Source organism: Streptococcus oralis (genome assembly GCF_003944215.1).
Classification (GTDB): domain Bacteria; phylum Bacillota; class Bacilli; order Lactobacillales; family Streptococcaceae; genus Streptococcus; species Streptococcus oralis_BI.
This window is the reverse complement of sequence record NZ_RJVZ01000003.1, coordinates 60,315-84,687: the sequence shown is the minus strand read 5'-3', so window position 1 is coordinate 84,687 and position 24,373 is coordinate 60,315. Positions and strand designations below refer to the sequence as shown.

The window sequence follows — 24,373 nt, the reverse complement described above, 5'->3', positions numbered from 1 at the left end:
CATTATGTTCAAGGAGAAAAATAGTGAAAAAAAGAAAAAAGCTCGTCCTATCTCTTGCGACTCTTTTGCTGGCAGGTTCTCTAGCAGGATGTGCAAGCTGGATTGATCGTGGAGAAACCATGACAGCCGTCGGTTCAACTGCCCTTCAGCCTCTGGTCGAAGCCGCAGCAGATGAATTTGGTTCAAAAAATATCGGAAAAACAGTCAACGTTCAAGGTGGAGGTTCGGGAACAGGACTTTCTCAGGTGCAGTCTGGAGCTGTAGATATTGGCAACTCTGACGTTTTTGCTGAGGAAAAAGATGGAATTGACGCTTCAGCTCTAGTAGACCACAAGGTTGCAGTGGCTGGTCTGGCAGTGATTGTGAACAAAGAAGTGGCTGTTGAAAATCTCACAACCGAGCAACTTCGCAAAATCTTTACTGGTGAAGTGACCAACTGGAAAGAGGTTGGGGGCAAAGACCTGGCAATTTCAATCATCAACCGAGCAGCAAGTTCTGGTTCACGAGCAACCTTTGACAATGTCATAATGAATGGCCAAGCGGCAATGCAGAGCCAAGAGCAGGATTCCAATGGAATGGTCAAGTCGATTGTCTCCCAAACTCCAGGAGCCATTTCTTATCTTGCCTTTGCTTATGTGGATGACTCAGTCAAGACCATGAAGCTCAATGGGTATGAGCCGACAACTGAAAATGTAACGACCAACAACTGGCCTTTGTGGTCTTATGAGCATATGTATACCCTAGGTCAGCCAAATGAGTTGGCGACTGAATTTTTAAAATTCATCCTCTCAGACGAAGCCCAAACTGGAATTGTTAAGGGCATGGGCTATATTTCCATCAATGAAATGAAAGTCCAAAAGGATGCTTCAGGTACTGTTACAGCAGTAGAAGGAGGTCAATAATGAATCAAGAAGAATTATCTAAAAAATTACTCTCTCCTTCAAAGAACTCTCGCCTTGAGAAGTTTGGTAAAGGTTTGACCTTCACTTGCCTTTCTTTGATTGTTATCATTGTGGCGATGATTTTGATTTTTGTAGCCCAAAAAGGCTTATCGACTTTTTTTGTCAATGGAGTGAACATCTTTGATTTCCTCTTTGGACAAACTTGGAACCCTTCAGGGAAACAATTTGGTGCTCTTCCGATGATTCTGGGTTCCTTTATTGTGACGATTTTATCAGCTCTCATCGCAACTCCCTTTGCTATTGGTGCTGCAGTCTTTATGACAGAAGTATCACCAAAGGGTGCAAAGATTTTGCAACCAGCCATTGAACTCCTCGTCGGTATTCCTTCAGTTGTCTATGGATTTATTGGTTTGCAGGTCGTAGTTCCCTTTGTCCGCAGTGTCTTTGGTGGAACTGGTTTTGGGATTTTGTCAGGGATTTTCGTTCTCTTTGTCATGATCCTACCAACAGTAACCTTTATGACCACAGATAGCCTACGTGCTGTGCCCCGTCACTACCGTGAAGCCAGTTTGGCTATGGGAGCGACTCGCTGGCAAACCATCTGGCGTGTGACCTTGAAAGCAGCGCGTTCAGGTATTTTTACAGCAGTAGTCTTTGGGATGGCTCGTGCCTTTGGTGAGGCCTTGGCTATTCAGATGGTTGTCGGAAACTCAGCAGTTATCCCAACCTCGCTAACAACACCAGCTGCGACTTTGACTTCTGTTTTGACTATGGGAATTGGGAATACCGTCATGGGAACGGTTGATAATAACGTACTCTGGTCACTGGCCTTGGTATTGCTCTTGATGAGTTTGGCCTTTAACAGTGTGATTAAATTGATTACGAAAGAAAGAGGAAAGAAAAACTATGCACGCTAAGAAATTAGATAAACTTGCAACAGCTGTCCTCTATACCATCGCGGGTATCATCGTGGCCATATTGGCATCTTTGATTCTCTATATCTTGGTGAGAGGGTTACCGCACATCTCTTGGTCCTTCTTGACTGGGAAATCCTCCTCTTATCAAGCAGGTGGGGGTATCGGGATTCAGCTCTATAATTCCTTCTTCCTTTTGGTCATTACCTTGATCATTTCTGTTCCCCTGTCTATGGGAGCTGGTGTTTTCCTTGCTGAGTATGCCAAAAAAGGACCTGTAACCAATTTTATTCGTACCTGTATTGAGATTTTGTCTTCTCTACCATCTGTGGTTGTAGGTCTCTTTGGTTACTTGATCTTTGTCGTCCAGTTTGAGTATGGATTTTCAATCATTTCAGGTGCCTTGGCCTTGACGGTCTTTAACCTCCCTCAGATGACTCGAAATGTTGAGGACAGTTTAAAACACGTTCACCATACACAACGTGAGGCTGGTCTGGCCCTTGGAATTTCTCGTTGGGAGACTGTGGTCCATGTCGTCATTCCTGAAGCTCTTCCAGGTATTGTGACTGGTGTTGTCTTGGCATCTGGCCGTATCTTTGGTGAGGCCGCTGCTCTTATCTATACGGCAGGACAATCCGCTCCAGCCCTTGACTGGTCTAACTGGAATATCCTTAGTGTTACCAGCCCTATCTCAATCTTCCGTCAAGCAGAAACCTTGGCTGTCCACATTTGGAAGGTCAACAGTGAAGGAACCATTCCTGATGCTACCATCGTATCAGCTGGTTCTGCCGCGGTGCTCCTCATCTTTATCTTGATTTTTAACTTTGGGGCACGCAAACTCGGAAGCTATTTACACAAGAAATTAACCGCTGCCTAAAGGAGAAGCCATGTCAAAATATAACTGGGATGAAAAGCATATCATCACCTTCCCTGAAGAAAAAGTGGCCCTCTCAACCAAGGATTTACATGTTTACTATGGTAAAAATGAATCCATCAAGGGCATCGATATGCAATTTGAAAAAAATAAAATAACAGCCTTGATTGGTCCATCAGGATCTGGGAAATCTACCTATCTCCGTAGTCTCAATCGGATGAATGATACTATTGACATTGCCAAGGTCACAGGTCAAATTCTTTACCAAGGAATTGACGTCAATCGTCCAGAAATCAATGTTTATGAGATGCGTAAGCATATCGGAATGGTCTTTCAACGTCCAAATCCATTTGCCAAGTCTATTTACCGCAACATCACTTTTGCTCATGAACGTGCAGGTGTTAAGGATAAGAAAGTACTTGATGAAATTGTAGAAACCTCTCTAAGACAGGCTGCCCTTTGGGATCAGGTCAAAGACGACCTCCACAAATCAGCCTTGATGCTTTCTGGTGGTCAGCAACAACGTCTCTGTATCGCTCGCGCCATCTCTGTTAAGCCAGATATCCTCTTGATGGATGAACCGGCGTCAGCCTTGGATCCGATTGCGACAGCCCAGCTGGAAGAAACAATGCTGGAATTGAAGAAGGACTTTACCATCATCATCGTTACCCACAGTATGCAACAGGCCGCCCGTGCGAGTGACTACACAGGATTTTTCTACTTGGGCGATTTGATCGAGTATGATAAGACATCCAACATTTTCCAAAATGCCAAGCTACAGTCTACCAATGACTATGTAACGGGACACTTTGGTTAGAAAGGAAGCAGTATGACAGAACCGATTTTGCAGGTTAAAGACCTGTCCGTTTATTACAATAAAAAGAAGGCTTTGAATAGTGTTTCCCTTTCTTTCCAACCCAAGGAAATAACCGCCCTCATTGGTCCTTCTGGATCAGGAAAGTCCACTCTGCTCAAGGCTATCAACCGCATGGGCGATTTAAATCCTGAGGTGACAACAACTGGAACAGTGATTTATAATGGCCACAATATCTACAGTCCACGTACCGATACGGTTGAATTGCGTAAGGAAATTGGCATGGTTTTCCAACAGCCCAATCCCTTCCCTATGTCTATTTACGAAAATGTTATTTACGGACTACGTATCAATGGGGTCAAGGATAAACAGGTCCTTGATGAAGCAGTAGAAAAGGCCTTGCAACGTGCTTCTATCTGGGATGAAGTCAAGGATCGTTTGCATGATTCGGCCATTGGTCTCTCAGGGGGTCAACAGCAACGTGTCTGTGTTGCCCGTGTTTTGGCAACCAGCCCTAAAATCATCCTCTTGGACGAACCAACTTCAGCTTTGGATCCTATCTCGGCTGGTAAGATTGAAGAAACCTTGTATGGTCTAAAAGACAAATACACCATGCTCTTGGTAACACGTTCCATGCAGCAGGCTTCTCGTATCTCTGATAAGACAGGATTTTTCCTAGATGGGGATTTAATCGAGTTTAACGATACCAAGAAGATGTTCCTTTCCCCTCAAAACAAGGAAACAGAAGATTATATAACAGGAAAATTTGGATAAGGAGTTGAAAGATGTTACGATCTCAATTTGAAGAAGATTTAGAGAAATTGCACAACCAGTTCTACGCCATGGGACAAGAAGTGCTTTCGCAGATCAATCGTACAGTGCGTGCCTTTGTCACGCATGACCGTGATTTGGCAAAAGAAGTCATCGAAGACGATGCAGAAGTAAATGAATATGAAGTGAAGTTGGAAAAGAAATCATTTGAAATGATTGCCCTCCAGCAACCTGTTTCGCAAGATCTTCGTACCGTCTTGACCGTTCTCAAGGCAGTTTCTGACGTGGAACGCATGGGAGATCATGCAGTGTCTATCGCTGAGGCGACTATTCGTATGAAGGGGGAACAACGTATCCCTTCTGTTGAAGAAGAAATCAAAAAGATGGGACGCGATGTGAAAAACTTCGTTGAAGCAGCTCTAGATCTCTATCTGAACGGCTCTGTGGACCAAGCCTATGAAGTTGCGGCTATGGATGAAAAAATCAACCATTACTTTGATAGCATCCGAGATTTGGCTACAGAAGAAATCAAGAAAAACCCTGAAGCTATCGTTACAGGTCGTGATTACTTCCAGGTCATTTCTTTCTTGGAGCGTATCGGAGACTATGCAAAAAATATCTGTGAATGGGTTGTTTACTTTGAAACAGGTAAAATCGTCGAACTCTAAGAAATGGATTAAATATGCACTAAAAAGACTAATCAACTCAGATTAGTCTTTATTTTTGAATAAAAAGGAATTTTTTTGAAATGAAAATTCTGAAAATGTTGACAAGTATTTTCAAATAGGTTATAATTATTCAGAAATAACAGAAAGGTCGTTTATTTATGAAGTTTAAGAAATGGACATTACTTGTGTGTAGCATGCTTGCCAGCATGATTTTAGTAGCCTGTCAGTCAAGTACGGATAGTTCCCAGTCTGCTGTGGAGGCTATTAAATAGAAAGGAAAGCTAGTTGTTGCGACCAGCCCAGACTATGCGCCATTTGAATTCCAATCCTTGGTAGATGGTAAAAACCAAGTGGTTGGTGCAGATATTGATATGGCTCAGGCGATTGCAGATGAACTTGGAGTTAAGCTTGAAATCTCTAGTATGAGTTTTGACAATGCCTTGACCAGTCTTCAAACTGGAAAGGCTGACTTGGCTATTGCAGGAATTAGTGCCACCGATGAGAGAAAGGAAGTCTTTGACTTTTCAATCCCTTACTATGAAAACAAGATGAGTTTCTTGGTTAGAAAAGCCGATTTAGACAAATACAAGGATCTTACAAGCCTCGCAAGTGCCAATATCGCAGCTCAAAAGGGAACTGTTCCAGAAATCATGGTCAAGGAACAATTGCCAAATGCCCAGTTGACATCCTTGACCAATATGGGGGAAGCAGTCAATGAATTGCAGGCTGGAAAAGTGGATGCTGTTCATATGGATGAACCAGTGGCTCTTAGTTACGCAGGTAAAAACTCAGACCTTGTCGTTGCATCTGTTAACTTGACGATGAAAGATGGCGAAGCCAATGCCGTTGCTATCAAGAAGGATCAATCAGACTTGAAAGCAGTAGTAGATAAGGTTATCCAAAAACTGAAAGATGAAGGAACTTATCAAACCTATCTAGAAAAAGCAGCAAAACTAACAGAAGTTGAACAGTAAAAAAGAAAGCAGAGTTGGAATTTAATCCAATTCTGCTTTTATGTATTGTAATAGTGCTTCTAGATTTTCGAGAGAGACTTTGGCAAACTGATAAGGACAGGCTTCCAAATAAGCCTCTTCAAAGAAGTCTAGTTTGAGTGAGCTATGCTTTAAACTGGCAATTTTAGGATAGGTTCTCAAATCAAGGAGAAGGCCATCATGTAGAGGATAGTAGGGCAAGGGACAGGTGTTTTTTTCAAGTACTTCCTTTATCCGAGTCTGATAGTTCTCTTGAAGGGTCAGTCGAGCCAGTCGATTTTTTTCAAATAACTGACTATCGATGTAAAGTGAGAGGGCCTTTTGCATGATAAGATTGCTATCATAGTCTAGGATATTTTTGTAGGAAACAAAGGTCTCTTTTAGGGCATTTGGGAGAATGAGAGCGGTGATACGAAGAGCTGGAAAGAGGCTGGTTGAGAAGGACTTGATATAAATGACCCGATCTTCAGTATCCAGATAGTGGAAGGTCTGACCTTTTTTAGGGTCTAGGTCTCCTAAATAGTCATCCTCGACGATGTATACACCATACTGGTTTGCTAGATCCAGAATGGCCCTTTTTTCCTGCTCAGAATAGGAATGCCCAAGAGGATAGTGGAAGCGAGGAATGGTATAGAAAAATTTGATTTTCCCAGATTTGAACTGTTCTTCCAGTTCTTCAAGGTTAATGCCATCAATTCGGCGTTCAATGGTTTGGTAGGCCAATCCCTGAGCGATCAAGAGGCGGTTCATTCGGTGGTAAGTAGGCTGTTCAACTAGAATCTCCTCTCCCTTGCTCGGGAAGTTGATCTGAGAAAGGATAAAGAGAGCTTGCTGGGTGCCAGATGTTAGAACCAGTTGGTCGGGTTTGCAGTAGAGGGCTTGGTCAAAGAGGAGTTGATGGACAGATTGTCTGAGTTCCTCAAGGCCTTCTTGGTTGTCATAGTAGTTGAAGAGGTAGTTTTCTCGGCCTATCAGGGTTTCGTTGACACAGAGTCTGAAGTCGTCATAAGCAGTGGCGTGTTCGTCAGTAACCTCGATTTCCAAGTCTTGGTGCTGGCCTTGTTCCAGAACATAGTAGCCACTTTGAGGCTTGGCATAGAGGTATTGTTCATGGCGTAATTCTAGCAGAGCTCGTTGGACAGTGTCCTTGCTACAGTGGAAGTCTTGGCTCAGTTGGCGGATGGAGGGAAGTCTGCTACCTGTTGGGAATTTTCCTGATTCGATACCGTTTTTTAGATAGGAAACAACTGCTTGGTACTTGCTTTGTTTCGTCATTCCAGACCTCCTTTGATTTTGTTACATTGTACCTTTTTTTTGCATCCTTTGCAATGGGAAAAGCATTTCTCCCTTTCACAACTAGGAGCAAATGTGGTATACTTAGAAAGTATGATGATTCATTGAAAAGAAGATAAGAAAGAGAATGGATAGAAAAGTGCAGGAACCAGTAAAATTATTTCAATACAATACTCTAGGTGCCCTAATGGCTGGTCTCTATGGTGGAACCATGACAGTAGGAGAATTGCTGGAGCATGGCGACCTTGGTTTGGGAACCCTTGATTCGATTGATGGGGAGTTGATTGTCCTTGATGGCAAGGCTTATCAAGCCAAAGGTTCAGGGGAGAAACCTGAAATTGTAGAAGTTGCCTCTGATGCCCTTATCCCTTATGCGGCAGTGGTCCCCCATCAGGCAGAAGTGATTTTCCGCCAGCGCTTTGAGATGACGGACAAGGAATTAGAAAAGCGGATTGAGTCCTACTATGATGGGGAAAATCTCTTTCGCTCCATCAAGATTCATGGGGAATTCGCCCATATGCATGTACGGATGATTCCCAAGTCAACAACAGACACCAAGTTTGCTGATGTCGCGACACACCAGCCTGAATATAGTCGTGAAAATGTATCGGGAACCATCGTTGGATTTTGGACACCAGAGATTTTCCATGGGGTCAGTGTTGCAGGCTACCATCTGCATTTTATCTCAGATGATTTGACTTTTGGTGGACACGTGATGGACTTTGTTATCAAAGAAGGAATAATCGAGGTTGGACCAGTCGATCAGTTGGATCAACGTTTTCCAGTTCAAGATCGCCAGTATTTATTTGCTAAATTTAACGTTGACGAGATGAAGAAAGACATTGATAAGTCAGAATAGGAGAAAAAGATGACAGTACATATTATCCTTACCATGATCGCTTTGGTTTTAGTCCTAGTAGGTGGGACTTGGTATGCCAAAAAACGGTTTCAGATCTCTCTTGCAGTGATGGGCTTGGGGGCAATCGCATTTTTTGTTTCTTCTCAAGTGTTAGAGAAGATGGTTCACTTTCTAGTCCTTCAACCGCAAAAAGACGGAACGATTTCGCTCATGAATGAGCAACCTTTCCTATATGTTCTTTACGCGATTGCCATGGCTGCCCTTTTTGAGGAAACTGCCCGCCTTGTCTTTTTTAAATGGTTGGAGAAAAAGAGATGTCTAGAAGATAAAGACGCTTTGGCTTATGGTTTGGGACATGGAGGTTTGGAGTTGCTCTATCTTGGGATGGGAAGTTTAATCAGTTTGTTGATCCTCTTTTCACTCATCCAGTCTTCAAATACTGATGTAGCCAATCTCCTTCCAAAGGCTACCCTCGAAACGGTTCAGTCTCTTTCTGTATGGCAGATTTATTTATTAGGGGTTGAGCGTGTGCTTGCTCTGGTTCTCCAAATTAGCCTTACTGTCTGGGTCTATCAAAGTGTCCGTCAAAAGAAATGGTTCTATCTCTTTGCTGCCTATGGTTTGCATGCCTTGTTTGACTTAGCTCCAGCTTTATCTCAAGTGGGATGGATTTCAAATCCACTTCTAGTGGAGGTCATTCTTCTTTTAGAAGTACTAGCCTTTATCTGGCTAACAAAATCTACATTTTGGAAAAAATCATCATAAAAAGAGGGAAACCTCTTTTTTTACGCAATGCTTTGACACCAAGAATTTTCCTGTCGTCAAAAGCCCTTAAAAATGGTATAATGAAATGACTTTACAAAAGGATGAGAGATATGACATTCGTAACTAAAATACAAGAACAATTAGAAGGAATTGATATTCGTTTCAAGGAACTCTTGAAGACCTATACCTATACCAAGGTAGGAGGTCGAGCGGATTATCTAGTTTTGCCACGCAATCGCTATGAGATGGCGCGTGTCGTTCAATTTGCCAATCAAGAGAATATTCCTTGGATGGTGCTAGGAAATGCCAGCAATATCATCGTTCGTGAAGGTGGAGTCCGTGGTTTTGTCATCTTGTGTGATAAGCTCAATAACGTTTCAGTTGATGGTTACACTATTGAAGCAGAAGCTGGTGCTAATTTGATCGAGACAACACGCATTGCACTTCGTCATAGTTTAACTGGTTTTGAGTTTGCCTGCGGGATTCCAGGAAGCATCGGAGGAGCTGTCTTTATGAATGCGGGTGCCTACGGAGGAGAGATTGCTCACATTTTGCAGTCTTGTAAGATTCTGACCAAGGAAGGGAAAATCGAGACCTTGTCAGCCAAGGAATTGGCTTTTGGTTACCGCCATTCAGCTATTCAGGATTCTGGGGCCATTGTCTTGTCGGCTAAATTTGCCCTTGCTCCAGGTAATCATCAGGTCATCAAGCAGGAAATGGATCGCTTGACGCACCTACGTGAACTCAAACAACCATTAGAATACCCATCATGTGGTTCAGTCTTTAAGCGTCCAGTCGGGCATTTTGCAGGACAATTGATTTCAGAGGCTGGTTTGAAAGGCTATCGTATCGGTGGTGTTGAAGTATCTGAAAAACATGCTGGTTTCATGATCAATGTTGCTGATGGAACGGCCAAAGACTACGAGGATTTGATTCAATCTGTTATTGAAAAGGTAAAGGAACATTCAGGTGTCACCCTTGAGAGAGAAGTTCGAATTTTGGGTGAGAAGGAGTAAGGTTTCGCCAGAATAGCTGCTGCTATGTCAATGGAAAGGGGGTGAAAGCCTATCGGTAGCGAAGATGTATGCAGGTGGTTTTACTCCCTGCAAGAGGTAGTAGCGGCTTGACAGAGCCCTGATCTGTTAATTTATGAAAAAGAAGGAATTTATGCCAATTGAAAAAACCAATTATCGAATTCAAAAACGTCTCTAAAGTTTTTGAAGACAGCAACACCAAGGTTCTCAAAGACATTAACTTTGAGTTGGAAGAAGGAAAGTTCTACACTCTTTTAGGCGCATCTGGTTCAGGAAAATCAACTATTCTGAACATCATTGCAGGTCTACTGGATGCGACGACAGGAGATATTTTGCTGGACGGTGTCCGTATCAATGATATCCCAACCAATAAACGAGACGTTCATACCGTCTTCCAATCCTATGCCTTATTTCCACATATGAATGTGTTTGAAAATGTTGCCTTTCCTCTCCGTTTGCGTAAGATTGACAAGAAAGAAATCGAGCAACGCGTAACGGAAGTTCTCAAGATGGTTCAGTTGGAAGGTTATGAAAAACGTTCCATCCGTAAACTCTCTGGAGGACAACGCCAGCGTGTGGCCATTGCCCGTGCCATCATTAACCAACCTCGTGTGGTTTTGTTGGATGAGCCCTTGTCAGCGCTGGACTTGAAATTGCGAACAGACATGCAGTACGAACTGCGTGAATTGCAACAACGATTGGGAATTACCTTTGTTTTTGTCACTCACGATCAGGAAGAAGCTCTTGCCATGAGTGACTGGATTTTCGTTATGAACGATGGCGAGATTGTTCAGTCTGGAACGCCAGTGGACATCTACGATGAGCCAATCAACCACTTTGTTGCCACCTTTATCGGTGAGTCCAATATCTTGCCAGGAACCATGATTGAAGACTACTTGGTCGAGTTCAATGGCAAACGCTTTGAAGCGGTTGATGGTGGGATGAAGCCAAATGAACCTGTTGAGGTTGTCATTCGTCCAGAGGACTTGCGTATTACTCTTCCTGAAGAAGGCAAGCTCCAAGTCAAGGTTGATACCCAGCTCTTCCGTGGGGTTCACTACGAGATTATCGCCTACGACGAACTTGGTAATGAATGGATGATCCACTCGACCCGTAAGGCCATTGTGGGTGAGGAAATCGGTTTGGACTTTGAACCAGAAGACATCCATATCATGCGTCTCAACGAAACCGAAGAAGAGTTCGATGCTCGTATCGAAGAATACGTAGAAATCGAAGAGCAAGAAGCAGGTCTGATTAACGCGATCGAGGAGGAAAGAGATGAAGAAAACAACCTCTAAACTCTTTGTAGTGCCCTACATGCTTTGGATTGCCCTCTTTGTTCTCGCACCCTTGGTCTTGATTTTCGGTCAATCCTTTTTCAACATTGAAGGCCAGTTCAGTTTAGAAAACTATAAATCTTACTTTGCATCACAAAACTTGACCTATCTTAAAATGAGTTTTAACTCAGTGCTCTATGCGGGGATTGTCACCTTGGTAACACTGCTCATCAGCTATCCAACAGCCCTCTTTTTGACTCGTCTCAAGCACCGTCAACTCTGGCTCATGCTGATTATCCTGCCGACATGGATTAACCTGCTCCTCAAGGCCTATGCCTTTATCGGGATTTTTGGTCAGAATGGCTCTATTAACCAATTTTTTGAATTTATCGGAATCGGTTCGCAGCAGTTGCTCTTTACTGATTTCTCCTTTATCTTTGTCGCAAGCTATATCGAGCTTCCCTTTATGATTTTGCCGATTTTCAATGTCTTGGATGATATGGACAACAATCTTATAAATGCCAGCTATGACCTCGGTGCGACCAAGTGGGAGACCTTCCGTCATGTCATCTTCCCCCTTTCTATGAACGGGGTAAGAAGTGGGGTTCAGTCGGTCTTTATCCCTAGTTTGAGTCTTTTTATGTTGACACGTTTGATCGGGGGGAACCGCGTTATCACGCTGGGAACGGCTATTGAGCAGAACTTCCTGACCAATGACAACTACGGTATGGGTTCAACCATCGGTGTGATCCTCATCCTGACCATGTTCATCACCATGTGGGTGACCAAGGAAAGGAGAGAACGATGAAAAAATTTGCCAATCTCTACCTAGCCTTCGTCTTTATCATCCTTTATTTGCCAATTTTTTACTTGATTGGCTATGCCTTTAATGCTGGTGATGATATGAACAGTTTTACCGGCTTTAGTTTGAGCCATTTTAAAACTATGTTTGGTGATGGCCGTCTCATGTTGATTCTCACCCAGACCTTTTTCTTGGCCTTTCTGTCAGCCTTGATTGCGACCATTATCGGGACTTTCGGTGCCATCTATATCTACCAGTCTCGTAAGAAATACCAAGAAGCCTTTCTTTCACTCAATAATATCCTCATGGTTGCGCCTGACGTTATGATTGGTGCCAGCTTCTTGATTCTCTTTACCCAGCTTAAGTTTTCACTTGGCTTTTTGACGGTTCTATCTAGTCACGTGGCCTTTTCCATCCCTATCGTGGTCTTGATGGTCTTGCCTCGTCTCAAGGAGATGAATGATGACATGATTCATGCGGCTTATGATTTGGGGGCCAGTCAATTTCAGATGTTTAAGGAAATCATGCTCCCTTATCTGACTCCGTCTATCATTGCAGGTTATTTCATGGCCTTTACCTATTCGTTGGATGACTTTGCCGTGACCTTCTTTGTAACAGGAAATGGCTTTTCAACCCTGTCAGTTGAGATTTACTCTCGTGCTCGTAAGGGGATTTCACTAGAAATCAATGCCCTGTCTGCCCTTGTCTTTCTCTTTAGTATTATCCTAGTTGTTGGATATTACTTTATCTCACGTGAGAAGGAGGAGCAAGCATGAAAAAACTCTATTCATTTTTAGCTGGAATTGTAGCAATTATCCTCGTCTTGTGGGGAATTGCGACTCATCTAGACAATAAAATCAATAGCCGAGATAGTCAAAAACTGGTTATCTACAACTGGGGAGACTATATCGATCCAGAACTCTTGGAGCAATTCACAGAAGAAACAGGAATTCAAGTCCAGTACGAGACCTTTGACTCCAACGAAGCCATGTATACCAAGATTAAGCAGGGTGGAACGACCTACGACATTGCCATCCCGAGTGAATACATGATCAACAAGATGAAGGATGAAGACCTCTTGGTTCCACTCGATTATTCAAAAATTGAAGGAATCGAAAATATCGGACCAGAGTTTCTCAACCAGTCTTTTGATCCGGGCAATAAATTCTCTATCCCTTACTTCTGGGGGACCTTGGGAATTGTCTACAATGAAACCATGGTAGATGAGGTGCCTGAGCATTGGGATGACCTCTGGAAACCAGAGTACAAGGATTCCATCATGCTCTTTGATGGAGCGCGTGAGGTGCTGGGACTGGGTCTTAACTCACTCGGTTACAGCCTTAACTCAAAGGATCCTCAGCAGTTGGAAGAGACAGTAGATAAGCTTTACAAACTGACTCCAAATATCAAGGCCATCGTGGCCGATGAGATGAAGGGTTACATGATCCAGAACAATGCTGCTATCGGCGTGACCTTCTCTGGGGAAGCCAGCCAGATGTTGGAGAAAAATCCTAATCTCAAGTATGTCGTTCCGACAGAAGCCAGCAATCTCTGGTTTGATAACATGGTCATTCCAAAAACCGTGAAAAATCAAGATGCCGCCTATGCCTTTATCAACTTTATGTTGAAACCCGAAAATGCTCTGAAAAATGCGGAGTATGTAGGCTATGCAACGCCAAATAACACAGCCAAGGAACTGCTCCCAGAGGAGACCAAGGAAGACAAGGCCTTCTATCCAGACGCTGATACCATGAAAAACCTAGAAGTTTATGAGAAGTTTGATCATAAATGGACAGGCAAATACAGCGACCTCTTCCTACAGTTTAAAATGTATCGGAAGTAGGAATTAAATGTAAGAAAACGAATCAGTCAAGCTGGTTCGTTTTTTAAAAAATAGAAGGCAATTTTTATAACGGTATCTTTAGATATTCTAGTTGCTTATTTGCTTGCCTAGTAGTATACTAAGCTTAACCTTACAGAAAGCGGTAACAAATAATGAAAATGTCTACTTTTTTCAAAAAAAGTTATTGGCCAACCTTTTTGATTGTTAACGAAACAATTATACTATTCCATTTAAAGGATGGCTTGGATCGACAATACCTAACAACTGATTCCATACATTTGGTGATAGGTTACTTTATGTTTGCAAATATTTTCGTATTTATGTATAGCAATTCGAAAACTTGGGATAAAAGTTGGGATAAAAAGAAAAATGACAGTAAGAAAAAATATATCCTGAAAAAGTAATCGGAGATGTAGGGAATGAGGCTCCTTAAATAGGAATGATTTCCAGTTGACGCAGAACCAAAAAAACGATATAATAATAAAGTTGAGAATTGATTTTCAATCATCTTAGTCCAGAGAAATGGCGGTGCTGCGAGCCATCTAAGGTAGGAAATCATGCTACTCAATCACACAATTGCATAAGAATAAGAGAATGACAAGTTCATTGAATGAAGGTGGTACCGCGGTTTTTCGCCCTTCGTGATGTGAGCTTGTCTTTTGATTTTTGGAGGTGTTTATGAAGACATTTCTCGTGAAACAAAAGTTTCGTCTTGGGGGCGAACGTTTCGATATCAAGGATGATAGAGGAGTAGTGAATTATCAGGTGGAGGGATCTTTCTTCCAAATTCCTAAGACCTTTACAGTCTATGACGCCTACGGTGAGCAAGTCAGTGAGATTAGTAAAGAATTTTTCACCTTGCTTCCTCGCTTTAACATTCAGCTACGGGACGGGTCAAATTTCGTTATTCGTAAGAAGTTGACCTTCTGGCGAGATAAGTATGAGTTTGACAATCTAGGGCTTCGTATTGAAGGCAATATCTGGGATTTGAATTTCAAATTGCTAGATGATCGTGATCAGCTTGTCGCCGAGATTCGGAAAGAAATTTTCCATCTGACCTCAACCTACACCGTAACCGTCTATGAAGATTCTTATGCAGACCTGGTCATTTCCCTCTGTGTCGCGATTGACTATGTGGAAATGTTGGAAAGCCAATCAAATTGATCAAGTAAATAAGGAGATATTATGAAACAACTATCTAGTGCTCAAGTTCGCCAAATGTGGCTAGATTTCTGGGCAAGCAAAGGCCACTCTGTAGAACCATCAGTTAGCTTGGTTCCAGTAAACGACCCAACTCTTTTGTGGATCAACTCTGGGGTAGCAACTCTTAAGAAATACTTTGACGGGACTATTATCCCTGAAAATCCACGTATTACCAATGCGCAAAAAGCCATCCGTACTAACGATATCGAAAATGTCGGAAAAACTGCTCGTCACCATACTATGTTTGAAATGTTGGGGAACTTCTCTATCGGGGATTACTTCCGTGATGAAGCTATCACTTGGGCTTATGAACTCTTGACAAGCCCTGAGTGGTTTGACTTCCCAGCTGAAAAACTCTACATGACCTACTATCCAGATGATAAAGATTCTTACAACCGCTGGATCGAAGTAGGAGTGGATCCAAGTCACTTGATTCCAATCGAAGATAACTTCTGGGAAATCGGTGCGGGACCTTCTGGACCAGATACAGAGATTTTCTTTGACCGTGGAGAAGCCTTTGACCCAGAAAACATCGGTATTCGCCTGCTTGCAGAAGATATCGAAAACGACCGTTACATCGAAATCTGGAACATTGTTTTGTCACAATTTAACGCAGACCCTGCTGTTCCTCGTAGCGAGTACAAGGAATTGCCACACAAGAACATTGATACGGGCGCTGGTTTGGAGCGTTTGGTGGCAGTTATCCAAGGGGCTAAGACAAACTTTGAAACAGACCTCTTTATGCCGATCATCCGTGAAGTTGAGAAATTGTCTGGTAAGGTCTACGACCAAGATGGCGACAACATGAGCTTCAAGGTTATTGCAGACCACATCCGTTCACTTTCATTTGCCATCGGTGATGGTGCCCTTCCAGGAAATGAAGGCCGTGGTTATGTTCTTCGCCGTCTTCTCCGTCGTGCTTCTATGCACGGTCAAAAATTGGGAATAAACGAGCCTTTCCTTTACAAACTCGTTCCAACTGTTGGAAAAATCATGGAAAGCTACTACCCAGAAGTGCTTGAAAAACGTGACTTTATCGAAAAAATCGTGAAGAGCGAAGAAGAGTCATTCGCTCGTACCCTTCATTCAGGTCAACACTTTGCAGAGACCATTGTAGCTGATTTGAAAGAAAATGGTCAAAGCGTTATCGCTGGGCAAGATGTCTTTAAACTCTACGACACATACGGATTCCCAGTTGAATTGACAGAAGAAATCGCTGAAGAAGCGGGTATGACTGTTGACCGTGAAGGCTTCGAAGCAGCCATGAAAGAACAGCAAGAACGTGCGCGTGCGTCAGCTGTTAAGGGTGGCTCAATGGGTATGCAAAATGAAACCCTTCAAAACATCACAGTGGGGAGTGTCTTTAACTACAATGCCAGTCAATTGTCTTCTAAATTGGTCGCTATCGTAGCGGACAATGCAGAAGTAGAAGCTGTTTCAGAGGGAACTGCCTCTCTTATCTTTGCAGAGACTCCATTCTACGCGGAAATGGGTGGACAGGTGGCTGATCACGGACAAATCTTGGACGCTGCAGGAAACGTTGTTGCTACTGTGACAGATGTTCAAAAAGCACCAAACGGACAAGCATTGCACACCGTTGAAGTTCTTGCTCCTTTAGCTTTGAACCAAGAATACACCTTGGCAATTGATTCAAATCGTCGTCACCGTGTCATGAAAAACCACACAGCAACTCACTTGCTCCATGCGGCCCTTCACAATATCCTTGGTCACCATGCGACACAAGCAGGATCTCTGAACGAAGTCGAATTCCTTCGCTTTGACTTTACGCACTTCCAAGCAGTAACTGCTGAAGAATTGCGTGCCATTGAACAGCAAGTCAACGAGAAAATCTGGGAAGCAATCGCAGTAGAAACTGTTGAGACAGATATTGACACTGCTAAAGAAATGGGAGCTATGGCCCTCTTTGGTGAGAAATACGGTAAGGAAGTCCGTGTTGTGACCATCGGTGATTACTCTGTTGAGCTTTGTGGTGGTACTCACGTTGGCAACACTTCTGAGATTGGTCTCTTCAAGGTTGTCAAAGAAGAAGGAATCGGATCAGGAACTCGCCGTATCTTGGCAGTAACTGGTAAGGAAGCCTTTGAAGCCTATCGCGAACAAGAAGACGCTCTGAAAGCAGTAGCAGCAACCTTGAAAGCACCTCAACTCAAGGAAGTGCCTCACAAGGTTGAAGGCCTTCAAGAGCAACTCCGTCAATTGCAAAAAGAAAATGCAGAATTGAAGGAAAAAGCCGCAGCAGCTGCGGCAGGTGATGTCTTCAAGGATGTGAAGGAAGTCAACGGTCACCGTTACATTGCAAGTCAAGTGTCTGTATCAGACGCAGGTGCCCTTCGTACCTTTGCGGATAACTGGAAACAAAAAGACTACTCTGACGTCCTCGTCCTAGTTGCAGCTATCAGTGACAAGGTCAATATCCTTGTTGCAAGTAAGAGCAAAGATATCCACGCAGGTAACTTGGTTAAAGAATTGGCTCCAATCGTCGATGGACGTGGTGGTGGTAAACCAGACATGGCCATGGCAGGAGGAAGCAACCAAGCGAAAATCCAAGACTTGTTGGATGCAGTAGCAGGTAAATTGTAATCAAGCAAAGATCTATCCATTTGGGTAGGTCTTTTTCTAAATATAAAAAAGCCAAATCCGGTCGGATTTGGCTTGTAACTGATAGGATTATTTTGCTGCCCAGACACTGACTGAACCCGCTGCTACCGGAAATTCTCCATAACCTTCAGCATTGATCGTAACTTGTGCTGGGTGATTTTCAAGTAAATCTACAAAGGTTTGGTCAGCCCATTCTGAACCAACAAACATAGACTTGTTGGTTTCTTGGTCATTTGAGATAAGGACAGCGATTGGGGATTGATGTTCAGTACCTGAACGGACCCATCCGATACAGTTGGCATCGTCAAAGTAGTCTGTTTGCTCTCCATAGGCCAAATCTTTTCGGATGGCTAGGAGGCAGTCAAGAACTTCTTTGAAATCTTGTTGAGCATATTGCCCTGAAATGCCGTAATAATCTCCGTAAAAGACACATGGAAGCCCATCTTGACGTAACAAAATGAGGGCATAGGCTGCTGGCTTGAACCATTCTTCAACAGTAGACTCAAGTGCTTGACCTCTTTGAGTATCATGGTTGTCAACGAAAGTGACAGCCTTGTCAGGCTTGAGTTCAACCAAGCTGTCAGTAAAGATAGTACGAAGGTCGTAGCTTGCTCCAGCCTGACTAGCTTCAAAGAGGTTTTGGTGGAGACGAACATCGACAAGGTCAAAACGTTCTTCTGTCTTTTCAAGGTAGTCTAGATTGGCTTCCTTGTCTGGATTCCAAAATTCTCCAAAAACATAGAAATCTTCTCCGTATTTCTCCTTCATATCACGGATGAAATTGCCCATAAAGAAGGAGTCGATGTGCTTAACAGCATCTAAGCGAAAACCAGCTATACCAGTCGTTTCCATGAACCAGTCAGCCCAGTCATAGATGTTTTGGATGACTTCAGGATGCTTAAAGTCTAGGTCAGCATACATGAGGTAGTCGTAGTTACCGTTTTCGTTATCGACCAATTCCTCGTTGGCCCAACCTTTGTTGTCTCCCTGTATCAGGTAAATGCCAGATTTACGGCGCTTAGCATCGTAGTCTGTACCTGTGAAGTGGTACCAGTGCCAGTGGAAGTCATTGTAGGTATTTTGGCGACCATCGAAGGTAAAGTGAGTCCAGCCATTGATAGTAAATGGCTCGCTTAGTTGAACAGTACGATCCTCAGGATCGACTTCGATGACCTGAAAGGCTTCCATGTGATCGGCAGCGGCCTTGTGATTGAGAACGACATCAGCCATTGGTTGGATTCCATGTTCCTTTAGGGCTTGAATGGCTTGAAGATAGTCTTCTTTGAAACCATACTTGGTACGGACAGTCCCTTTTTGGTTAAATTCTCCTAGATCAAAAAGATCATAAACGCCATAGCCCACATCTTTTTCATTGGTCGCCTTGAAGGCAGGGGGCATCCAGACATGACTGATACCAAGATTTGCTAGGTGTTGAGCATCTTCAGCCAGACGCGTCCAGTGTTGTCCATCGTGGGGCAGATACCATTCAAAGTATTGCATAAGTGTCTGATTTTGCATTGTTTTTCCTCTTGCTTATCAATGTTGTGTTTTATTCTACCATAAAGTTTAGAACTAGGCAAACGTTTGCGCAAATTTTTTCTATACTCATTCTTGAAATTGTCTATTTTTAGAGAGTGCCCCCATCTTTTCATTGGTCAGGAGAGGAGGATTTGGAAAAAATGACTTGACTAAACTTTTTTTAACAAAAATTTCACTTAGTAAACTAAAGTACAAATGGTTAAACGGTTTCTTTTTTGAGAATTGTCATAAAATTTGCTATAATAGTAGCTATGAATAGGATTAGGGTCAGCAGACGTGTTGAAAAAAAGCTAGCTAAGGGTCTAGTTCTTTTGGAAGCAAGTGATTTAACAGATATTGATTTGATGGATCAGGAAGTAGAAGTTCTTAGTCAAGACGGAAAGTTTTTAGGGAGCGCCTATCTTTCCCAGCAGAACAAGGGAATCGGTTGGTTCATCAGCAAGGAAAAGGTTCGTTTCAATCAAGCCTTTTTTGAAATTCTGTTTCGTAAGGCCAAGGAAGCTAGAAAGACTTATTATCAGGATGACTTGACCACTGCCTTTCGCCTTTTTAACCAAGAGGGGGATGGTTTTGGTGGTCTGACTATTGATCTCTATGGAGATTATGCTGTCTTTTCTTGGTACAACTCCTATGTTTACCAGATTCGTAAGTTGATCGTAAAGGCTTTTAAGGAAGCTTTTCCTGAGGTCTTGGGGGCTTATGAAAAGATTCGTTTTAAAGGTCTAGACTATGAGTCTGCCTATGTTTATGGTGAGGAAGCGCCAGATTATTTTACTGTTCTTGAGAATGGCGTGCTCTATCAGGTCTTTATGAATGATGGCTTGATGACAGGAATTTTCCTAGACCAGCATGAGGTTCGTGGGAGTCTGGTTGACGGTCTAGCCATGGGTAAATCCTTGCTCAATATGTTTTCCTATACTGCTGCCTTTTCAGTTGCTGCAGCTATGGGAGGTGCGAGTGAGACGACTTCTGTCGACTTGGCCAAACGGTCTAGAGAGCTGTCAGAAGCTCATTTTCAGGCAAATGGACTCAGCATGGACAATCATCGTTTTATCGTCATGGACGTTTTTGAGTACTTCAAGTATGCCAAGCGAAAAGGCTTGACTTATGATGTGATTGTGCTTGATCCGCCGAGCTTTGCTCGAAATAAAAAACAAACTTTCTCTGTAGCTAAGGATTATCACAAGTTGATTTCCCAGAGTCTAGAGATTTTAAATCCGGGAGGCATTATCATTGCAAGTACCAATGCTGCCAACGTTTCCCGTCAGAAATTCACAGAACAAATTGATAAAGGTTTTGCAGGAAGAAGGTATCAGATCTTAAACCAATATGGTCTTCCAGCAGACTTTGCCTATAATAAAAAAGATGAAAGCAGTAATTACCTCAAGGTGATTAGTATGAAGGTTAGTAGATGAAATTAGTCGTTTCAGTAATGCCAAGAAGTTTAGAAGAAGCGCAAGAACTGGATGCCACTAGGTATGAAGATGCCGATATCATTGAGTGGCGCGCGGACTTTCTTACAAAGGACGCTATTTTACAGGTAGCACCTGCTATCTTTGAGAAATTTGCAGGACGCGAACTTGTCTTTACCCTTCGGACTCGCGCTGAGGGAGGAGAAATCGAACTTTCCTCAGAAGAGTATGTTCAAATCATCAAGGAAGTTACTCAGCTCTATCAGCCGGATTATGTAGATTTTGAGTATTTCAGCTACAAGGACGTTTTTGAGGAAATGTTGGATTTTCCAAATCTTGTATTGAGCTATCATAATTTCCAAGAGACACCTGAAAACATGATGGAGATTTTGTCTGAGTTGACCAGTCTCTCTCCGAAAGTGGTCAAGGTATCAGTTATGGCCCATACGGAGCAGGATGTTTTAGACCTGATGAACTACACACGAGGATTTAAAACACTCAATCCTGAACAAGAGTACGTGACCATTTCCATGGGGAAAATGGGCAAAGTATCGCGTATCACTTCAGATGTGACGGGTTCAAGTTGGTCATTTGCTAGTCTAGATGAAGCGAGTGCCCCTGGTCAGATTTCTCTATCAAACATGAAAAAAATTAGGGAGATTTTGGATGAAGCTTGATGGCTACACACGTATGGCGGCTGTCGTTGCAAATCCCATTAAACACTCTATTTCACCCTTCATCCATAATAGGGCCTTTGAAGCGACAGCTACCAATGGTGTTTATGTGGCTTGGGAGATTGAAGCGGGTGATTTGGCAGAAACAGTCGCTAATATTCGTCGTTACCAGATGTTTGGTATCAATCTCTCCATGCCGTACAAGGAGCAAGTGATTCCTTATTTGGATAAGTTGAGTGATGAGGCACGTTTGATTGGGGCGGTCAACACAGTTGTCAATCAAGACGGAACGTTAATTGGATATAATACAGATGGCAAGGGATTCTTTAAGAGCTTGCCTTCTTTTACAATCTCAGGTAAAAAAATGACCATTCTGGGAGCAGGTGGCGCAGCCAAATCAATCTTGGCACAGGCTATTTTGGATGGCGTTAGTCAAATTTCAGTCTTTGTTCGTTCAGTTTCCATGAAAAAAATAAGACCTTATCTGGACAAGTTACAGGAGCAAACAGGTTTTAAAGTGCACTTGTGTGCTTTAGAAGATCTTTCTGAACTGCAAGAAAAGATTGCCAAGTCGGACCTGCTCGTCAATGCGACCAGTGTAGGAATGGATGGTCAGTCGTCTCCAGTTCTGACAAGTATAGTCTTACCCGAAGATCTCTTGGTGGCAGATATCATTTACCAACCCTTTGAAACGCCTTTTTTGAAATGGGCCAAAAGTCAGGACAATCCAGCTGTCAATGGTCTGGGAATGTTGCTCTATCAAGCTGCTGAAGCTTTTCAATTGTGGACAGGTAAAGAAATGCCTACAGACGAGATTTGGCAGTCCTTAACAGAAAAATATAAATAGTGAAAAGGAGACCCTACTATGAAAATCAGAATCGATATTCCACATCATCCCTATGATATTCAGATTGAAAAAGGTTGTCTAGCCCAGGCTGGTCAATGGTTGCGAGAACTCTGGCAACCTCAAAAAGTGGTTATCGTAACCGACAACCATGTAGCTTCTCTCTATGCAGAGAAGGTTAAACTCAGCCTAGAAGATGCTGGTTTTCAGGTAGCTGTTTTTGACTTTTTAGAAGGCGAAGAACGAAAAAATTTAACCACTGTTCAGAAAGTCTATGAATTTTTAGTCAAGCAGGGGTTGACTCGTAGCGATGGAATCGTGGCTCTTGGTGGTGGTGTCGTTGGGGACCTGGCTGGCTTTGTGGCCTCTACCTATATGCGGGGTATTCACTTTGTTCAGATTCCGACTAGTTTGACAGCCCAGGTTGATTCTTCTATCGGTGGTAAGACGGGTGTTAATACTCCATTTGCTAAGAATATGGTGGGGACTTTTGCCCAACCAGATGGGGTTCTGATTGACCCGCTTGTACTTGAAACACTCGGAAAAAGAGAGTTGATTGAAGGGATGGGTGAGGTTATCAAGTATGGCTTGATTGAGGATCCAGCATTATGGGCTCTATTGACAGAGTTGGATGGTTCTGTAGAGAGTATACTGGAACATGCAGAGACCTTGATTGAACATTCTTGTCAGGTTAAGCGCAAGATGGTAGTTGAGGATGAATTGGATAACGGTGTTCGGCTATACCTCAACTTTGGTCACACTATTGGCCATGCTATTGAAGCGACTGCCGGTTATGGCAAAGTCATGCATGGTGAGGCTGTTGCCATGGGTATGGTACAGATTTCCAAGGTTGCTGAGGAAAAAGGCCTCATGCCAGAAGGAATAACCCAGTCCATTACAGAGATGTGCCGGAAGTTTGGCTTACCTGTTGACTATGAAAACTGGGATGTTGACAAGCTTTATCAGGCTTTGACTCATGACAAGAAGGCGCGTGGCAACACCTTGAAATTGGTCTTGGTACCAGAGCTTGGTTCAGCGACCATTCACCCAGTTTCTCTGGAAGAGATGAGAGACTACTTGGTAAAATAAGGAGAACGTATGAGATATTTAACTGCGGGAGAATCACACGGACCCCGTCTGACAGCTATCATTGAAGGAATTCCAGCAGGTCTGCCTTTGACCGTTGAAGATATCAACGAAGATCTCAAACGACGTCAGGGTGGCTACGGTCGTGGTGGTCGTATGAAGATTGAGAGCGACCAAGTTATCTTTACTTCGGGCGTTCGCCACGGGAAGACGACAGGAGCTCCCATTACCATGGATGTCATCAACAAAGACCACCAAAAATGGCTGGACATCATGTCTGCTGAGGACATTGAAGACCGTCTTAAAAGCAAACGAAAAATTACCCATCCTCGCCCAGGCCACGCCGACTTGGTAGGGGGTATCAAGTATCGTTTTGATGATTTGCGAAATTCCTTGGAGCGTTCATCAGCTCGTGAAACAACCATGCGAGTAGCAGTGGGAGCAGTAGCCAAACGTCTCTTAGCTGAGCTAGATATGGAGATTGCTAATCATGTCGTGGTCTTTGGTGGTAAGGAAATCGATGTTCCTGAAAATCTGACAGTTGCGGAGATTAAGGAACGAGCTGCCCAGTCTGAAGTTTCTATTGTCAACCAAGAGCGGGAACAGGAAATCAAGGACTATATTGACCAAATCAAGCGTGACGGTGATACCATCGGTGGGGTTGTGGAGACAGTTGTCGGAGGCGTACCAGTCGGCCTTGGATCCTATGTTCAATGGGACAGAAAATTAGATGCGCGATTGGCTCAGGCAGTTGTATCTATCAATGCCTTTAAAGGAGTGGAATTTGGTCTTGGTTTTGAGGCTGGTTACCGTAAGGGCAGCCAAGTCATGGACGAAATTCTCTGGTCTAAAGAAGACGGATATACTCGTCGTACCAATAATCTAGGTGGGTTTGAAGGTGGTATGACCAATGGGCAACCAATTGTTGTTCGTGGTGTTATGAAACCCATTCCCACTCTCTATAAACCATTGATGAGTGTGGATATCGAGACTCACGAACCTTACAAGGCAACTGTGGAAAGAAGTGATCCGACCGCTCTGCCAGCAGCTGGGGTAGTCATGGAAGCAGTTGTAGCAACGGTTCTGGCACAAGAAATCCTTGAAAAATTCTCATCGGACAACCTAGAAGAATTAAAAGAAGCGGTAGCCAAACACCGAGACTATACAAAGAACTATTAAGGAGTTCCT

Annotated in this window: 23 protein-coding genes and 1 pseudogene; 22 read left to right on the top strand and 2 right to left on the bottom strand. The window is 43.2% G+C overall.

The window, feature by feature from the left end; genetic code table 11:
- Positions 1-23: 23 nt before the first annotated feature.
- From D8804_RS02460 to D8804_RS02430, 7 genes and pseudogenes are all read left to right on the top strand, one after another.
- Complete coding sequence (locus D8804_RS02460) at positions 24-902, top strand: phosphate ABC transporter substrate-binding protein PstS (RefSeq protein WP_000746354.1); 879 nt, start codon at positions 24-26, stop codon at positions 900-902.
- Positions 902-1,819: a phosphate ABC transporter permease subunit PstC gene (gene pstC, locus D8804_RS02455; protein ID WP_001070951.1), complete on the top strand. Its 918-nt coding sequence runs from the start codon at positions 902-904 to the stop codon at positions 1,817-1,819. Before D8804_RS02460 ends, pstC begins: the two co-directional genes overlap by 1 nt.
- Positions 1,809-2,693 (top strand): phosphate ABC transporter permease PstA, encoded by an 885-nt coding sequence (gene pstA / locus D8804_RS02450; RefSeq protein ID WP_000543050.1) that lies wholly within the window; start codon positions 1,809-1,811, stop codon positions 2,691-2,693. Before pstC ends, pstA begins: the two co-directional genes overlap by 11 nt.
- Before the next feature lie 10 nt (positions 2,694-2,703).
- Positions 2,704-3,507, top strand: coding sequence for a phosphate ABC transporter ATP-binding protein PstB (pstB, locus tag D8804_RS02445; RefSeq protein ID WP_000049847.1), 804 nt, complete (start codon positions 2,704-2,706; stop codon positions 3,505-3,507).
- A gap of 12 nt (positions 3,508-3,519) precedes the next feature.
- Positions 3,520-4,278 (top strand): phosphate ABC transporter ATP-binding protein PstB, encoded by a 759-nt coding sequence (gene pstB, locus D8804_RS02440; protein WP_093585754.1) that lies wholly within the window; start codon positions 3,520-3,522, stop codon positions 4,276-4,278.
- 11 nt (positions 4,279-4,289) lie between these two features.
- Positions 4,290-4,943: a phosphate signaling complex protein PhoU gene (gene phoU / locus D8804_RS02435; RefSeq protein ID WP_000946468.1), complete on the top strand. Its 654-nt coding sequence runs from the start codon at positions 4,290-4,292 to the stop codon at positions 4,941-4,943.
- A 158-nt stretch (positions 4,944-5,101) separates the two neighbouring features.
- A pseudogene (locus tag D8804_RS02430) lies at positions 5,102-5,917 on the top strand (ABC transporter substrate-binding protein).
- 21 nt (positions 5,918-5,938) lie between these two features.
- Here the strand turns inward: D8804_RS02430 and D8804_RS02425 are convergent.
- Positions 5,939-7,210 (bottom strand): aminotransferase-like domain-containing protein, encoded by a 1,272-nt coding sequence (locus D8804_RS02425; protein ID WP_125398697.1) that lies wholly within the window; start codon positions 7,208-7,210, stop codon positions 5,939-5,941.
- 145 nt (positions 7,211-7,355) lie between these two features.
- Here D8804_RS02425 and budA point away from each other — a divergent pair, with 145 nt between their 5' ends.
- The 10 genes from budA to alaS all read left to right on the top strand — a co-directional run bounded on the left by budA (position 7,356) and on the right by alaS (position 17,612).
- A complete protein-coding gene (gene budA, locus D8804_RS02420; RefSeq protein ID WP_125398696.1) occupies positions 7,356-8,087 on the top strand; it encodes an acetolactate decarboxylase in 732 nt (243 codons plus the stop codon).
- 9 nt (positions 8,088-8,096) lie between these two features.
- Entirely contained in the window at positions 8,097-8,852 is a 756-nt protein-coding gene (locus D8804_RS02415; RefSeq protein WP_125398695.1) for a YhfC family intramembrane metalloprotease, read from the top strand.
- A gap of 110 nt (positions 8,853-8,962) precedes the next feature.
- Positions 8,963-9,868: a UDP-N-acetylmuramate dehydrogenase gene (gene murB / locus D8804_RS02410; RefSeq protein ID WP_185774018.1), complete on the top strand. Its 906-nt coding sequence runs from the start codon at positions 8,963-8,965 to the stop codon at positions 9,866-9,868.
- Between the two features lie 158 nt (positions 9,869-10,026).
- A complete protein-coding gene (locus tag D8804_RS02405) occupies positions 10,027-11,184 on the top strand; it encodes an ABC transporter ATP-binding protein (RefSeq protein WP_125398694.1) in 1,158 nt (385 codons plus the stop codon).
- Positions 11,165-11,971 (top strand): ABC transporter permease, encoded by an 807-nt coding sequence (locus D8804_RS02400; RefSeq protein WP_125398693.1) that lies wholly within the window; start codon positions 11,165-11,167, stop codon positions 11,969-11,971. The genes D8804_RS02405 and D8804_RS02400 overlap by 20 nt, the downstream gene beginning before the upstream one ends.
- Positions 11,968-12,741, top strand: a complete 774-nt coding sequence (locus D8804_RS02395; RefSeq protein ID WP_000712716.1) for an ABC transporter permease — start codon at positions 11,968-11,970, stop codon at positions 12,739-12,741. Before D8804_RS02400 ends, D8804_RS02395 begins: the two co-directional genes overlap by 4 nt.
- The gene (locus D8804_RS02390; protein WP_125398692.1) at positions 12,738-13,808 is read left to right on the top strand and encodes an ABC transporter substrate-binding protein; all 1,071 of its coding nucleotides are present in this window, start codon (positions 12,738-12,740) and stop codon (positions 13,806-13,808) included. Before D8804_RS02395 ends, D8804_RS02390 begins: the two co-directional genes overlap by 4 nt.
- A gap of 152 nt (positions 13,809-13,960) precedes the next feature.
- Positions 13,961-14,212 carry a hypothetical protein gene (locus tag D8804_RS10180; RefSeq protein WP_125398691.1) on the top strand — a complete coding sequence of 84 codons (252 nt, stop codon included), beginning with the start codon at positions 13,961-13,963 and terminating at the stop codon, positions 14,210-14,212.
- A 274-nt stretch (positions 14,213-14,486) separates the two neighbouring features.
- A complete protein-coding gene (locus D8804_RS02380; RefSeq protein ID WP_125398690.1) occupies positions 14,487-14,972 on the top strand; it encodes an LURP-one-related/scramblase family protein in 486 nt (161 codons plus the stop codon).
- 21 nt (positions 14,973-14,993) lie between these two features.
- On the top strand, positions 14,994-17,612 hold the full coding sequence (gene alaS / locus D8804_RS02375; RefSeq protein WP_125398689.1) for an alanine--tRNA ligase: 2,619 nt from the start codon (positions 14,994-14,996) through the stop codon (positions 17,610-17,612).
- Positions 17,613-17,699: 87 nt separating this feature from the next.
- Here alaS and D8804_RS02370 read toward each other — a convergent pair whose 3' ends face one another.
- Positions 17,700-19,148 (bottom strand): alpha-amylase, encoded by a 1,449-nt coding sequence (locus D8804_RS02370; protein WP_125398688.1) that lies wholly within the window; start codon positions 19,146-19,148, stop codon positions 17,700-17,702.
- Positions 19,149-19,420: 272 nt separating this feature from the next.
- Between D8804_RS02370 and D8804_RS02365 the strand changes: the two genes are divergently transcribed.
- From D8804_RS02365 to aroC, 5 genes are read left to right on the top strand one after another with little or no spacing between them, the layout of a single operon-like run.
- Positions 19,421-20,584 carry a class I SAM-dependent rRNA methyltransferase gene (locus D8804_RS02365; protein ID WP_185774017.1) on the top strand — a complete coding sequence of 388 codons (1,164 nt, stop codon included), beginning with the start codon at positions 19,421-19,423 and terminating at the stop codon, positions 20,582-20,584.
- On the top strand, positions 20,581-21,258 hold the full coding sequence (gene aroD / locus D8804_RS02360; RefSeq protein ID WP_000780376.1) for a type I 3-dehydroquinate dehydratase: 678 nt from the start codon (positions 20,581-20,583) through the stop codon (positions 21,256-21,258). Before D8804_RS02365 ends, aroD begins: the two co-directional genes overlap by 4 nt.
- On the top strand, positions 21,248-22,102 hold the full coding sequence (locus D8804_RS02355) for a shikimate dehydrogenase (protein WP_125398687.1): 855 nt from the start codon (positions 21,248-21,250) through the stop codon (positions 22,100-22,102). Before aroD ends, D8804_RS02355 begins: the two co-directional genes overlap by 11 nt.
- Positions 22,103-22,120: 18 nt before the next feature.
- Positions 22,121-23,188 carry a 3-dehydroquinate synthase gene (gene aroB / locus D8804_RS02350; protein ID WP_125398686.1) on the top strand — a complete coding sequence of 356 codons (1,068 nt, stop codon included), beginning with the start codon at positions 22,121-22,123 and terminating at the stop codon, positions 23,186-23,188.
- A 9-nt stretch (positions 23,189-23,197) separates the two neighbouring features.
- Positions 23,198-24,364, top strand: a complete 1,167-nt coding sequence (gene aroC, locus D8804_RS02345; RefSeq protein ID WP_001269890.1) for a chorismate synthase — start codon at positions 23,198-23,200, stop codon at positions 24,362-24,364.
- Positions 24,365-24,373: the final 9 nt, after the last annotated feature.

Coding starts and splice junctions, on each gene's coding strand:
- pstC (WP_001070951.1), top strand. CDS start 902: ATGAATCAAGAAGAATTATCTAAAAAATTACTCTCTCCTTCAAAGAAC.
- pstA (WP_000543050.1), top strand. CDS start 1,809: ATGCACGCTAAGAAATTAGATAAACTTGCAACAGCTGTCCTCTATACC.
- pstB (WP_000049847.1), top strand. CDS start 2,704: ATGTCAAAATATAACTGGGATGAAAAGCATATCATCACCTTCCCTGAA.
- pstB (WP_093585754.1), top strand. CDS start 3,520: ATGACAGAACCGATTTTGCAGGTTAAAGACCTGTCCGTTTATTACAAT.
- phoU (WP_000946468.1), top strand. CDS start 4,290: ATGTTACGATCTCAATTTGAAGAAGATTTAGAGAAATTGCACAACCAG.
- D8804_RS02425 (WP_125398697.1), bottom strand. CDS start 7,210: ATGACGAAACAAAGCAAGTACCAAGCAGTTGTTTCCTATCTAAAAAAC.
- budA (WP_125398696.1), top strand. CDS start 7,356: ATGGATAGAAAAGTGCAGGAACCAGTAAAATTATTTCAATACAATACT.
- D8804_RS02415 (WP_125398695.1), top strand. CDS start 8,097: ATGACAGTACATATTATCCTTACCATGATCGCTTTGGTTTTAGTCCTA.
- murB (WP_185774018.1), top strand. CDS start 8,963: ATGACATTCGTAACTAAAATACAAGAACAATTAGAAGGAATTGATATT.
- D8804_RS02400 (WP_125398693.1), top strand. CDS start 11,165: ATGAAGAAAACAACCTCTAAACTCTTTGTAGTGCCCTACATGCTTTGG.
- D8804_RS02395 (WP_000712716.1), top strand. CDS start 11,968: ATGAAAAAATTTGCCAATCTCTACCTAGCCTTCGTCTTTATCATCCTT.
- D8804_RS02390 (WP_125398692.1), top strand. CDS start 12,738: ATGAAAAAACTCTATTCATTTTTAGCTGGAATTGTAGCAATTATCCTC.
- D8804_RS10180 (WP_125398691.1), top strand. CDS start 13,961: ATGAAAATGTCTACTTTTTTCAAAAAAAGTTATTGGCCAACCTTTTTG.
- D8804_RS02380 (WP_125398690.1), top strand. CDS start 14,487: ATGAAGACATTTCTCGTGAAACAAAAGTTTCGTCTTGGGGGCGAACGT.
- alaS (WP_125398689.1), top strand. CDS start 14,994: ATGAAACAACTATCTAGTGCTCAAGTTCGCCAAATGTGGCTAGATTTC.
- D8804_RS02370 (WP_125398688.1), bottom strand. CDS start 19,148: ATGCAAAATCAGACACTTATGCAATACTTTGAATGGTATCTGCCCCAC.
- D8804_RS02365 (WP_185774017.1), top strand. CDS start 19,421: ATGAATAGGATTAGGGTCAGCAGACGTGTTGAAAAAAAGCTAGCTAAG.
- aroD (WP_000780376.1), top strand. CDS start 20,581: ATGAAATTAGTCGTTTCAGTAATGCCAAGAAGTTTAGAAGAAGCGCAA.
- D8804_RS02355 (WP_125398687.1), top strand. CDS start 21,248: ATGAAGCTTGATGGCTACACACGTATGGCGGCTGTCGTTGCAAATCCC.
- aroB (WP_125398686.1), top strand. CDS start 22,121: ATGAAAATCAGAATCGATATTCCACATCATCCCTATGATATTCAGATT.
- aroC (WP_001269890.1), top strand. CDS start 23,198: ATGAGATATTTAACTGCGGGAGAATCACACGGACCCCGTCTGACAGCT.